A 13,333-nucleotide genomic window follows, 5' to 3' on the forward strand; every position below is an offset into this window, starting at 1 on the left:
TTACGGCCTTCCAAGAATGTCGTCGCGGATCACGGACTTTGTCGTGTATTCGTCGTGCTGCTGGTAAACGTAGCGAATCAACCGCCGGAGTGGCCAGCCGGCGAATCGTTTGCGCAACGACTCCGCCGCGCGGACGGTGCCGGCGGGCAGGTCGCGCACGAGGGCGTCGTAGTACTCCCGACCGAGTGGCGTGAGGGCGAAGTCCCGTGTGGAGTACGGGACGGGGGCCGCGTCGTTCCCGACGGCCATGGAGACTTCATACTGATCCTCGTTTGAGGCGCTCGACTCGGCGGTGTCTTTGATCAATCCTCCCGAGCGCAGGACGTCGACAGCTTGGTAGACCTTTTGGGAGAATGGTCCGAAGTTGTATGCCTCGAAGTCCGCGGACTCAGTCATGGATCGCTGGGCTTCGGTTTCATGCTCAAGCAAGAAGACCAACTTTTCGAGCCGCGTGATCCCACGGATCTCGCCCCGCCGTTCGGCCGGACCAGGGTCACTGCCCAACAGGAGGACGATCGCGTCGTCGACCTCGAACTCGGTCGGTTCAGACATGTGCTCACCTCCGGAGTCGTCCTAGACAGATCAACGATAGGGCCAGCCAAGGACGAAGAGGGGTACGGAGTCGATCTGTTCGTGGCGGATTCACGCCGATCGGCTGTTGAGGAATAGTGGAAGCGCTCGCGCGTTGAAGTTGAGCGTACCCAACTCAAGTTCCCCCAGGAGGACCCAGGTGCCAGACGACTTCAACGAGGCCGGCGCGAGCTCGTTCGACGAGTTCCTCGCCCGCTACCTCGCGGGTGAGCAGGCCAGGCAGGCGCGGTCGATCGACCTCAGCCGGTTCCTGACCTCGCGCACCCAGAGCATCCTGCAGCGTGCCGGACGCTTCGCGCTCGAGCGCGGGCAGACCGAGCTCGACGCCCTGCACATCCTGCGCGTCATCGTCGAGGACGAGTCCGTCGCGCAGGCGATCACGCGCGTGAGCGCGTCGCCCGAGCGCATCATCACGGCGACCGAGGCGCGGCTGCCCGCGGGTCTCGATACGGGCGCTGACGCGTCCTACTCGACCAGCGAGCGGGCGAACGCGGCGACCATCACCCCGTCGGCCAGCCGCGCGCTGTTCCACGCGTACCAGGTCGCGCGCTCGAGCGGGTCGACGTACATCGACCCCGAGCACCTCTTCTTCGCGCTCGTGCTCGGGCAGGACGCCCCCGCCGGGCAGGTGCTCGCGCGCGCCGGCGTCACCGCGGACGCGCTCGCGGCCGGCCTGGGCGAGCACGTGGCATCCGATGTCGACTCGGATGAGGGGTCACGATACGGCGCTGGCGCGCCTACTCGACCCACGGAGGAGTCCGCCACGCCCATGCTCGACAAGTTCGGCCTCGACCTCACCGAGCGCGCAGCGAACGGCGAGCTCGACCCCGTGATCGGACGCACCGACGAGATCGAGCAGACCATCGAGATCCTCAGCCGCCGCACGAAGAACAACCCCGTGCTGATCGGCGAGGCCGGCGTCGGCAAGACCGCGATCGTCGAGGGCCTGGCCCGCGCGATCGTCGAGGAGAACGTGCCCGAGGCGCTGCTCGGCAAGCGCGTCGTCGCGCTCGACCTGCCCGCCATGCTCGCAGGCACCCGCTACCGCGGCGACTTCGAGGAGCGCCTCACCAAGACGATGGAGGAGATCGCCGAGCACAAGGGCGAGCTGATCGTCTTCGTCGACGAGGTGCACTCGGTCGTCGGCGCCGGCGGCGCCGGTGAGGGCATGGACGCGGGGAACATCCTGAAGCCCCGCCTCGCCCGCGGCGAGCTGCACGTCGTGGGCGCGACCACGCTCAAGGAGTACCGCACCATCGAGAAGGACCCCGCGCTCGAGCGCCGGTTCCAGCCGGTGAAGGTCGGCGAGCCCTCGATCGAGGACGCCGTGCTCATCATGCAGGGCCTGCGCCCCGCGTACGAGGAGCACCACGGCGTCACCTATACCGACGAGGCGCTGCGCGCAGCCGTCGAGCTCTCCGCGCGGTACCTCACCGACCGCGTGCTGCCCGACAAGGCCATCGACCTCATCGACCAGGCCGGCGCGCGCCTGCGCCTGAAGCTCGGCGTGAAGGTGGATGTCTCGGCCCTCATCGAGCGCCTCGCCGACCTGGAGGCCGACAAGAACGCGGCCGTCCGCGCCGAGCACTACGAGGAGGCGTCGCGCATCCGCGACGAGATCGAGAAGGTGCAGGAGAAGTTGGATGACGCCACCTCCGGTGGTCGAGTAGCGACGAAGGAGCGTATCGAGACCGGGAACGAGGGTCTCGATACGGGCGCCGGGGCGCCCTACTCGACCAACGGGGGAGGCGCCGGGGCGCCCTACTCGACCAACGACACGGTCATCGACGAGGCGCAGATCGCCGCCGTGATCTCGCGGGCCACCGGCATTCCGGTGAACCGCGTCACGGAGGGCGAGCGCGAGCGCCTCGCGAACCTCGAGGGCGAGCTGCACGCCCGGGTCATCGGGCAGGACGACGCGGTCACCGCCGTCGCCCGCTCGGTGCGCCGCAACCGCACCGGCATGGGCGACGCCAAGCGGCCGGTCGGGTCGTTCCTGTTCCTCGGACCGACCGGCGTCGGCAAGACCGAGCTGGCGCGCGCCCTCGCGGCGAGCCTGTTCGACGACGAGGGCGCGATCATCCGCTTCGACATGAGCGAGTTCGGCGAGCGCCACACGGTGAGCAGGCTCGTCGGCGCCCCTCCCGGATACGTGGGCTACGACGAGGCCGGACAGCTCACCGAGCGCGTGCGGCGCAACCCGTACTCGATCGTGCTGTTCGACGAGATCGAGAAGGCGCACCCCGACGTGTTCAACCTGCTGCTGCAGGTGCTCGACGACGGACGCCTGACCGACGGCCAGGGTCGCACGGTCGACTTCCGCAACACGGTGGTCATCATGACCTCGAACCTCGGTTCGGAGTTCCTCGCGTCGCGGTCGGGTGCGCTCGGCTTCGTGGCGTCGGCGGATGCTGCGGCCAACGGCTTCTCGTCGATGGACGACGTGCGCCAGCGCGTGATGGGCAAGGTGCGCGAGGCCATGCGGCCGGAGTTCCTGAACCGCATCGACGAGATCGTGCTGTTCCAGAAGCTCTCGTCGGCGGAGATCGCTGAGATCGTGCGCCTGATGCTGGGTGCGACTTCGTCGCGGCTGGCCGCGCGCGAGATCGGCTTCGAGGTGACGGATGCCGCGGTGGCGCTCCTCGCGGAGCGCGGCTACGAGCCCGAGTACGGTGCCCGTCCGCTCCGTCGCCTGATCCAGCGCGAGATCGACGACCGCATCGCCGACCTCTTCGTGACCGGCGCCCTCGGCGACGGCGAGGGCGTGCGCGTGGATGCCGCCGACGGCGAGCTCCTCGTGGCATCCGTGCCCAACGCGACGGTGAACCTCGCTGCTTAGTCCGGTGGTCGAGTAGCACCGCCGAAGGCGGCGCGTATCGAGACCGCCACACGTCACGAGTCCCGGGAACTGGTTGCCTGACGCACCAGTCCCGGGACTCGTCGCATATGGGCTGCGTTTCGCTCCCGAATAGTGCGCGAGTATCAGGTACAGCTATTATTGATGCATGTCTGACCTGATTCGCACCACCCGGGAGGAGCTCGGGCTCACTGGCGCCGAGCTCGCCGAGCGCCTCGGTGTCACCGCGGGCGCGATCTCGCAGATGGAACGCTCGGAGCGCGATGGCCGCATCAGGCTCGACACCCTCGAGCGTGCGCTCGCCGCGCTCGACCGGCGGCTGGACCTCGGCGCGACGCCCGCGGCCGCGTACGCCGACTACACCCCGGCGGCGCTCACCGATCAGGTCAACGATGCGCTCGACGATCGCGACGGCAGCTACGCGCTGCGGCTCATCACGCATGCGGCATCCGTCGTGCGCGATGACGCCGAAAAGCTGAGCGATGCCGAACTGGAGCGCCGGCCATCCCAGATCAAGGATGCGCGTTGGGAGCAGCTGTTCCGGGCGGTCTACGGCGACGCCATTCCCGAGCGCCGGCGCCCCGACTGGGCGAGGCCGGATCGGCTGAACCGGCGCTGGTACGTCTCCCGATTCGCGCCGCTCCGCGAGAAGGCCAAAACCTCGACCCCGCAGCGGCTGCGCGACCTGAACATCTTCATCGACGAGAACTCGCTGTCGACGCGATGAAGCACGGATTCGACGCGCAGGCCGTCCGCGACCTCCTCGACGAGCTCGCTCGGCGACTCGAGGAGCGGGGCGTTCGCGGCACCATTCGCGTCGCCGGCGGGGCCGCCATGCTCCTGCACTTCCCGGACGACCCGGCGGTGCGCGTCACGCGTGACATCGATGCACTGATCGAGCCGTCCGACGAGATCGAAGCCGTGGTCACTGAGATGGCGGTCGATCTCGGACTCCCCTCCCGGTGGTTGAACGCCGCTGGCCGCAGCTGGTTCAGGGTCGAGGCGCGCGACACGGGCGCCCCCGTCGCCGTGACCGTCGCGACCGAGCGCGAACTCATCGCCATGAAGTTGGCGGCAGTGCGCGACAAGGACTTCGTCGACCTCGGCATCCTGGCCCGTCACCTCGGCATCACTGAACCCGAGGAGCTCGTGCGAATCGCGTACGAGGTGTACGGCGACGATGCCGTCGAGCTGCCCGACGGGCGCGAGTCGTACCTGTGGTATGCACAGAGCGTGATCGACGACGTTCGCGGGCGATGATCCTGACGGGGTCGCCAGCGCGCGCTCCTAATGTTCCACTTTCGAGTCGGGCCGTCGCGCCGGAGTACAGCCCCACGAACGTGGGCATTGCCAAACCCCCGCCGGAGGAGAATCCTGAGGATATCTCGTGTGCGTTTCTGGGGGATGACGACATGAACGTGCTCTCGCTCGAATTCGCCGGATACCTCGCAGGTGAGGTCGACTTCGGCCCTGTCCGCGACCGGCATCCGGTCGGCCCCGGGACCGTGCGGGACCAGCTCGACCTGGCGGTGGGGCGAGTGGCTTCCGTCGTCGAGTCCGACGGCGCTTTCGGGGAGTTCGCCGCGTTGACCGTCGTCGGCTTCTCCGACCGCAATGACACGCCCGGTCTCAGTTGCGACCAGCGGCGTGCCAGCGAATCGAGCGCGTCGTTCGACCGCGCCGGGTTCGCGTGGCAATGGCTGCAGCAGGCGGTGCTCGGTCACCTGGTGACACCGCGGCCGGATTGGTGGAGTTCGTCGGGTGCGGTCACGTGGTTCATCGTGCCGACCGGCGCGGCGATCCTGGAGCACGATCCACCGGTGAGCGAGGCGGAGCGCCGACGGAACCGTCGCGTCAAGTTCGTGTTCAGCTTCTTCGGCGCGTGACGCCATGACCCTCCTCGGGAAGGTCCTCGGCAGCGGCTGGGCGGCCGGCGTCGTGCTCGGCGACGACGTGCGCCTGCTCCTCGATTCGCTGGAGGAGATCGCGACTCCCGCAGGTGGTGCCCGCCTCACGGCCGATGCGGCGATCCCGGGCGCGCTCGGGGCGGGGCTGCCTTCCGGCACCACTGTCCGATGGGCACTCGCACGCGCGGGGAACGGATTCCGGATGACGCTCACCCTCGAGGGTGCGGCATCCCAGCCGGTGCCGGGCGTCGCCGCGGCATCCCGTACCGAGTCGGGCACGGGCGTTCGCCGACGGGCGCGCCTCACCCAGACCGGCGCCGGAGCGCTCACCATGCAGCTCACCGGTGCGGTCGTCATCGAGGGCAAGCCGCAACGTGTGACGACGATCACCGCGAACGGCTTGCGACTCGTGCCGAGCAGCCCGAGCATGCTGCTTCCGGGTGGCATCGGGCTGACCGCGCCGACCGGCTTCACCGTCGGCCCGGGCCAGCGCGTCGAGTTCGTGCTCCCCGGCGACGTGCCGCTCTTCGGCGGACTCGTGATCCCGGCCGACCTCGCGCTCGGCGGGCGGGCGATCACCGCCGAGGTGCCGGTGCGGCTCCGGGCTCCAGATCCCGAGGTCACCGGCACCATCGCCTGGCGCACCGGCCCGGCCCCCTCGCTCGTCGACCTCGTGCCGGTCGCGATCTCCCTGGCGCTCGACCTGCCCGTCGGCGCGCTCGGACCGCTGCCGACGGGGGACACGTCCACACGGCTCCGGCTCGATGCGTCACGCCCGGTCGACGAGCCCGACCGGCTTCGGCTCGCCGTCGGCGTCGAATCGGATGCCGCGGAGGGCGTCGTGCACGTGCCCCATTCCCAAGCCGCGAAGGTGCCCGGTGCGATGGTCGCCCTCGCGCCCGGGGTGCTCGCCGAAATCGGCGGCACCGCGGCATCCGTCGCTGCCCTGCTCGCAGCGGCCGCGTTCGCGCAGGCGGTGACGACCCGCGGCGGATACACGGTGCATTCCGCGGTCATCGAGGCCGCGACCTCGGGCCCCGTCTCGCTGCGGCTCGACCTCTCGGGATCGGTCTCGGTCGCGCCATGGGGCGTCTCGAACTTCCTGCGCATCAGCATGGACCAGAACCGGCCGATGCGTGTGCGGTGGCGGGACGTGCGCGCGACCATCGACCCGTCGAAGCCCGGCGCCGAGGCGCTGCGACTCGACTTCGCGAGCGCACGCGCCGAGATCCTCGACCCGGGCGGCTGGACGGTCGAGACGGCCGCGAACCTGTTCGAGATCGTCGGCACCCGATCGGGCAGCGGCTCGACCTGGTTCGAGATCGACCTGCGCTTCACGTACGACCTCGGGCCCGTGCGAGTGAGCGGCGCAACCGTGCGCGCGACCTGGGACGGCGGCTCCGTCCGGTACGGGATCCGGGGCCTGCAGGCGTCGATCGAGGTGCCCGGCCTCGTCGAGGCGGGCGGGTCGATCTCGCTCGCTGACGGCGTCGAAGTCGTCCTGTGGGCGGAACTCGTCCCGCTCGGGGCGAGCGGATTCCTCGTGTTCCGGACGGCGACCGAGGGCGGCGTCACCCGGTACGAGTTCACGCTCGGCGTCGACCTGCCCGTCCCCATCCTGCTCGGCCCGACCGGCCTCTCGCTCTACACGATCGCCGCGACGTTCGGCACCAACTCGGCGATGCCTCCGCTCGGCACGGCGGACCCGCTCGGCGAGCTCCGAACCTGGCAGCCGTGGGACGGGCTCGAGACCCGCTCGGGGGCGACCACCCTCGGGGCCGGTGTCGTCGTCGGCACCGCGCCCGACGCGGGGTTCGCCTTCAACGCGCTCGGCGTGTTCGGCATCTCGCTGCCGGACCCGGCGCTGCGGATCGCACTTGACGCCCACTTCCTCGCCGCACGGTACCGCGCCGCCGACCTGCCGCTGCTGGACGAGCATGCCGGCGGCGGCGCCGGTCTCGCGCTCTTCGGCGGGCTCGCCGTCTCCGACCGCGACATCGTCATCGGCGTCGTCGGCACGTACGACATTCCGAGGGTGGTGTCGATCGAGCTGCCCGTGGTCGGGCGGTTCCCGTTCGACTCGGACGACTGGTTCCTGCACGCCGGCAGCGATCAGGTCCACGGGCGCACGCCGGCACCGCTCAGCGCCACGGTCTTCCCGGGCCTCGGCCCGCTCGAGGTGCGCGGATGGGGCTACGTGATGATCCGCGGCGACGGCATCACGAACGTCGGCGGCACCGGCACCACGCTCGGTGGCTTCGCCGTCGCGGTGGGCGCCGGCTTCACGAAGACGTTCGGCGTGCGGCCCGTGCTCTGGGCCGAGGTGAGCGCCGCGTTCGTCGCGGCGATCGGAACGCGCCCGTTCATGTTGTGGATCACCGCCGACCTCCGCGGCCGCGCCGGCATCGGCCCGTTCAGCGTCGGCGTCGACACGAAGCTCACCATCCAGATCGGGCCCGACGAGCGCGTCGACATCGCGTTCAAGGCCTGCGTCTCGATCGACCTGTGGCTCACGACCCTGAGCGGATGTCTCGAGATCGGCACGCTCGACACCGACCCCGCCGAGCCGCCGGTGCCCGCCGACGACGAGTGGCCGTTCCCGGTCTTCGCGCTCGCCGACGGCATCGGCCGCCTGCACGTCGACGGCGTCGACGAGCATGAACCGCCCGCACCCGACCCGGACCCCGTGCCTCCGAGCTGGTCGAGCGTCGAGACGGTGTGGCCCGACGCCATCCCGCTCCTCACGTTCCCGGTCGCACCCGTGGTCGAGGCGCCGGGCGTGCCGCTGCCCGGCGGTACCCAGAACGGCGGCATCACGGGGTCGGGCACCTACCGCTTCCGCTGGGTGCTGGCCGACCTGGCGCTCGAGGAGATCGGCGACGGCGGTGTCGTTGCCGGAACCGTCTCGCTCGACAGGTCGGCGTGGCAGGCGGCGGCCGAGGATGTCGTCGTGACCTCGGGACTGCGCCAGCTCGCACTGCTCACGACGAGCCGCGGCGTCTCGCTCATCCACCAGAGCCCCACGTATCAGAAGCCCGATCGCCACCCGCTCAAGTCGGTCACGGGCCTGTGCAACTGGGATCCGATCAGGGCGCGGGCGTGGAGCTTCGGGGTGGATGCGACGGCCGACGGCGATGGCGAATGGCACGTTCCCGGCCGCCACGGCCCGCTCACCCCGCTCTCGCTCCGCATCTTCTCGTCGCCGGTGGGCTTCCGCGCGCGCTGGCGGACATGGGTCGACCGGCAGGACGCGGACATCCCCGGCATCGCCGCGACATCCGGTCCCTACCGTTTCGACGCCATCGAGGTCGAGGGCACGACGCTGACGGGCGCGCTGTCGGTCGGCGCGCCCGTCGCCGTCGCGCCGACGCATCCCGACCGGCCGCCGGTCATGCAGGAGCTGACCATCGTGCTCGACGAACCCATCCAGGAGGGTGCGCTCTACCTGCTGGCCCGCACGCCGTCGACCGAGCTCGTCGAGCGTGCCTCGCGCGCACGAACCACCGGGCTCGGCGGCCAGGATCAGATCGCCGTCGAGATCGTCGACCAGTTCGGCGACGAGGGCGAGTTCGTCGTGCTGCGACTCGAGCTGCCCAAGGGCACCGAGACCGTCACGTGGTCGCCGCCCTGGGAGGTGTCGCCCGACGTGCTCGGCCTGCACGCCCTGGCGCACGCCACCGCGGACGCCGCCGACACCGCACGGGCCGCCACCGACGACGCGGTCGCCAATGACCTGGTCGCGATCCTGAAGCCGTGGACCACGCGCACGGTGCTGAAAACCGACGCGAGGTACCGCATCCGCGCCACCCTGCGGTGGGAGCGCCTGCAGGACGGCGTGCCCGGCGCGTTCGTGCCGCCGCCCGGCAGCGAGCGGACGATGCACTGGTTCTTCCGCACTGCGCCGGCCCGCGCGGGCATCTCGGCCGCGATCGCGCCGTGGAAGGGAATCGGGGCGCCCGTCAGCGCGGCGATCCAGGTGCTCGCGCGACCGACGTTCGACGTCAGCTCCATCCAGCGGTACTTCGACCGGTACAGCGTCGCCGAGGGCCAGTCGTTCGTGTTCACGGCGGATGCCCCGACGGCGTCGTTCTTCGCCGTGCACGTCGCGGCGCTCGCCGCTGCGTACGGCCGGCACCCGGTGCTCCTCCTGCGCCGCATCGACCGACCACGGGTGCCCGATGAACCGTACGACGCCGAGCCCACCATCACGGGCGTCATCCTCAAGGTCGCGGCCTCGCTCGGCATGCTCGTCGCCGAGACCGCCGCGGAAGCCGGGTGCGCCGTGCCGCCCCAGGGCATCAGACTCGGCTGGCCGGGCACGCTCGAACGTGACGCCTCGTACGAGCTCTCGGTCGCCTTCCCGGAGAAGGGCAAGCGCGCGAAGGTCGGCGACCCCGAGCTCGCCGGCATCACGTTCTCGACGTCGTCCTCCGAGGGGCCCCCGCAGCTGATCGAGTCGCTCGGCCTCGCGGATGCGACGTCGGGCCCGGCGCTCGCGCGCGCCAGGGCGACCGGCGATCTGCCCATCCGTGGCACGCTCGCCGACGCCCCTGGAACGGTGGTCGGCGACGCGGCGCTCGAGTCGATGCTCGACCAGCTCGGCATCCAGCTCGACGGGTTCGGCGGCGGCGCCCGCTCGGCGGTGCTGTGGAGCCGGCTCGACGGCGGCGGCTGGGCGGCGCGAGGGCTTCTCGTCGAGTCCGACGAGCCCCTGATCCGCGACGGCGGGCGGCGGATGGCGCTCCAGGGCGCGCGCATCGGCTCGACCGAGTTGACGATCCGGCGCGCCAACGCGGCGGGGACCCGGGCGTTGTGGCTCGCGACGGCGCCCATCGCGCTCGCCGCTCCCACGGTCGTCAGCCTCACCGCGACCGATCGGGGCGCACCGTTCACCCGGCGACTCACCGTGGAGCCCGTGCCCCGCTTCGCGACCGCCCTGATGGCGGAGGCGGTGCGCTGATGCTGGTCTCGGAGTTCGCGAACCCGGTGCAGGCCGTGGGCCAGGGGTCGAACGTCGTCGGCGACGACCGCATCCCCGATGGCGTGCAGTGGCGGGTGGGCCTCGGACGCGGTTTCCTGCTTCCCGCCGGCCCCGTCGTGCTGCATCGCTGCCTCTTCGAGGTGGGCGAGATGCACGGCGACACGGCCGCGGTGAGCAGCCGCCCGTTGCCGGCGGAGGTCACGTCGCGCAGCCCGCTGGCGCTCTTCCCGATCCGCTGGTCGGGTCGTCGACCGTGCTGGGTCGAGGTCGTCGGCGACGGACGGCTGCGCGTCGCCATCACGGCTCCGTCGATGGGGCCGAGCCGCCAGCCGGTGGAGCTCGCCGCGGTCGACGAGCCTCCCTTCCGGGTGGGATCGTTCGCCATGGGCGGCGTGCTCGTCACGGGCGAGGGCCGGGTCGACGACATCCGCGTCTGGTTCCTCGACCCCGACGCCGGCGTCGAGACCACCCGGGTCAGCATCGACGCGCTGCCCGACGACTACCTCGGGGCCTTCAACGCCTACGCCCTGCCGAACGGCGGCGATCAGGAGAACTGGAAGGACCGGATCCTGGTGGCGGCGCCCTTCGCGGAGGTGCCGTACGCACCGATCTCGCCCGATCCCCGATACCGTCCCGACTCCGAGTCGAACCGCGTCGATCACCTCGTGCGTGCCGAAGCCTCGGTCGACGCCTGGGTGCGACACGCCTACGACGCCGCAGATGCGTCGCGAGAGGACGTCGTGATCGTCGATGAGCCCGAGCTCGGGCCGCATCCGGTGCGAGCGAGGCATCGCGCCTCGGAATCACTCGCGATGGCCGCGATCGATCCGGGCGTGAGCCGCTGGCTCGCTCGCACCGGCACCGTGAGGGACGATCTGAGCGGGGGGCCCGACGAGCTCGCCCTCCTCGTTGCGCAGGCGCCCGGCCTGTTCCACGGCTCGCCCGGCGAGCGGCCGGACTTCGGCGGCGGCCCGGGCGAGCTCTACGACGCGGCGCTGCAAGGGGGATGGGGCGACCTCCTCGGCACCATCGACGGCATCCCCGATCCGAGCGGTGAACGAACGCTGCAGGCGAAGCTGCTGAACGTGCCCATCGCGATCTCACTCGCCACCCGCGCCGCACGACCGGCCCCGCCGGAGCTCACGAGGGCGGGCGACCCCAGCTGGTACGCCGATGCCGCGGGCGCGGTCGGCTGGCGGCAGGCGATCGCGCTGCACGGCGTCGCGGCGCCGGTCGGGCCGGTCGCGCTCGAACAGGTCGGTCCCGACGAGCGGCGGACGCTGCATCCGATCGACGACGACGACGGCGTCGTCGCGGCGCCCATGACCGCCGCCTGGCCTCCGAAGGCAGGCGCCCCCACGGTGACGGCGACCGTGCCGGTGTCCGCCGGCGACGAGGCATCCGAGGTCACCTGGCGCGTGCACGCGGGGGACTGGACCGGTCGCTGGAGCGACCCGGCCGAGCTGGTCGGCAGCCCCCCGCCGCGCCCCACCGCCGGAGGGTGCGCACTCCAGGCGTGGTACACGCCCGGCTCGCCGCCGCCGACGGGCACCGCGTCGACCGGCCAGGTGCGGGTCGCGATCACGTTCGAGCCGACCGGTCTTCCCGGCAGCGTCCCGGTCGACCGGATCCAGTGGACGGTCGACGGCACGTCGAAGGATCCGATCGAGCTCTCGGCGGCGCACCAGGTCGACGGGCTCCGTGCCTTCCGCGACGTCCCCGCTCCCGACACCAGCCCCGGTGGATCGACGACGATGCGGTTCACCGCGGTCGCCGTCGACGTGGATAGGGCATCCTCGAGCGAGGCATCCGTCAGCGTCGTCGTCGCCGACCCCCGGCCACTGCCAGCGCTGCGGATCGGCCCGCGGCTCATGCCGACCTCGCGCCCGACCGCCGACCCCGAGGTCTCGATCACGCTCACCGCGAGCGGGGTGCCCGAGGGCGGTTCGGTGCGATTCCTGTTCGCCAACGAGACGGCCGTGCGCGCCGCGCTCGGCCTGCCGACGCAGGGGTTCCGCGACACGCCACGGTACGAGCGCGCCGAGGCGCTTCGGCAGGCCGGCGGCGGCCCGCAGCGCGCGTACTCGGCCGCGCTGCCCCACCCGGTGGGCGCGGTCGGCGGGCGGGCCACGGCGACGCTGCGCTTCCCCGCCGGATCGAACGACCTGATCCTGGTGCGTGCGCTGCCGGTGGCGATGTCGACGGATGCCGCGGGCATCGTGAAGGAGACGGCGTCCACGCCGTTCGCGGCCACTCGGCCCGCCTTCGTCGCGGTGCCCACGAGCGACGCGCCCGGCCTGCCTCGGATCAGCGCCGGCGCCACGCCCGGTCGACGGATCACGGTCGACGTCGCCGTGCCTCACGTGCGCACCGCGCGCTTCGGCGGCGGCTCGGTCGAGGCGCGCATCGTGCAGGTCGTCGAGGGCATGCCGCCCGCGTTCTGGCCGGAGGTCGCCACGCTCGTGCTCGATCGTCGCCGCGGCGACGAGTGGACCGGACGGATCACGCTGCCGGCCGTCGAGTGGGCGCGCGTCGGGCTCGCCGCGAGCGTGCGGTTCCCGGCCGAGCCGCTGCTGGCCCCAGGCGCGGTCGCCTCGCGCGGAGACCTCGTCGCATCCGGACCCGCTGCTGCGGAGCCCGCCATGCGAGCGCCGTGGGGACCCGTCGGCGCCCCGGCGTGGCTGGAGCTGCGCGGACGCGCGCCCCGAGTCCACGCGACGGTCGAGGCCGACGGGCGCTGGCGCGTGGAGGTGAGCGACCTGCCGCCGGCGCGCGATGGATCGCCCGGCTTCGCGGCGGAGCTCTATCGGGGTGCGTCGGCGCTGGTCCTCGATTCGGTGCACGCGCTCGACGCGGCGCTTCCGTCGTTCACCGCCGGCCCGTTCCCCGGGGATGCTGCCGCGGTCGTCCTCGTCGACCCGTTCGGCGGGAGGAGCCCGGTGTTCGAACTGCCGGCGTGATCGCCGCGCGAGCCGATGCGCGGGACGGACCAGGACT

General features: G+C 71.7%; 7 protein-coding genes. 6 read left to right on the top strand and 1 reads right to left on the bottom strand.

Annotated features, from left to right (window positions below):
* A complete protein-coding gene (locus DSM26151_RS03240; RefSeq protein ID WP_234660994.1) occupies positions 1-552 on the bottom strand; it encodes a hypothetical protein in 552 nt (183 codons plus the stop codon).
* Between the two features lie 178 nt (positions 553-730).
* On the opposite strand from DSM26151_RS03240, the gene DSM26151_RS03245 reads away from it, so the two are divergent.
* The 6 genes from DSM26151_RS03245 (at position 731) to DSM26151_RS03270 (ending at position 13,296) form a co-directional block, all read left to right on the top strand.
* On the top strand, positions 731-3,430 hold the full coding sequence (locus DSM26151_RS03245) for an ATP-dependent Clp protease ATP-binding subunit (RefSeq protein ID WP_234660995.1): 2,700 nt from the start codon (positions 731-733) through the stop codon (positions 3,428-3,430).
* Between the two features lie 166 nt (positions 3,431-3,596).
* Entirely contained in the window at positions 3,597-4,175 is a 579-nt protein-coding gene (locus DSM26151_RS03250; RefSeq protein ID WP_234660996.1) for a helix-turn-helix domain-containing protein, read from the top strand.
* Positions 4,172-4,708, top strand: a complete 537-nt coding sequence (locus DSM26151_RS03255) for a DUF6036 family nucleotidyltransferase (RefSeq protein WP_234660997.1) — start codon at positions 4,172-4,174, stop codon at positions 4,706-4,708. Before DSM26151_RS03250 ends, DSM26151_RS03255 begins: the two co-directional genes overlap by 4 nt.
* An 80-nt stretch (positions 4,709-4,788) precedes the next feature.
* Positions 4,789-5,334 carry a hypothetical protein gene (locus tag DSM26151_RS03260; RefSeq protein ID WP_234660998.1) on the top strand — a complete coding sequence of 182 codons (546 nt, stop codon included), beginning with the start codon at positions 4,789-4,791 and terminating at the stop codon, positions 5,332-5,334.
* A 4-nt stretch (positions 5,335-5,338) separates the two neighbouring features.
* The gene (locus DSM26151_RS03265; protein ID WP_234660999.1) at positions 5,339-10,315 is read left to right on the top strand and encodes a hypothetical protein; all 4,977 of its coding nucleotides are present in this window, start codon (positions 5,339-5,341) and stop codon (positions 10,313-10,315) included.
* Complete coding sequence (locus DSM26151_RS03270; RefSeq protein ID WP_234661000.1) at positions 10,315-13,296, top strand: hypothetical protein; 2,982 nt, start codon at positions 10,315-10,317, stop codon at positions 13,294-13,296. Before DSM26151_RS03265 ends, DSM26151_RS03270 begins: the two co-directional genes overlap by 1 nt.
* Positions 13,297-13,333: the final 37 nt, after the last annotated feature.

This window comes from Agromyces marinus (assembly GCF_021442325.1).
GTDB classification, from domain to species: Bacteria; Actinomycetota; Actinomycetes; order Actinomycetales; family Microbacteriaceae; genus Agromyces; species Agromyces marinus.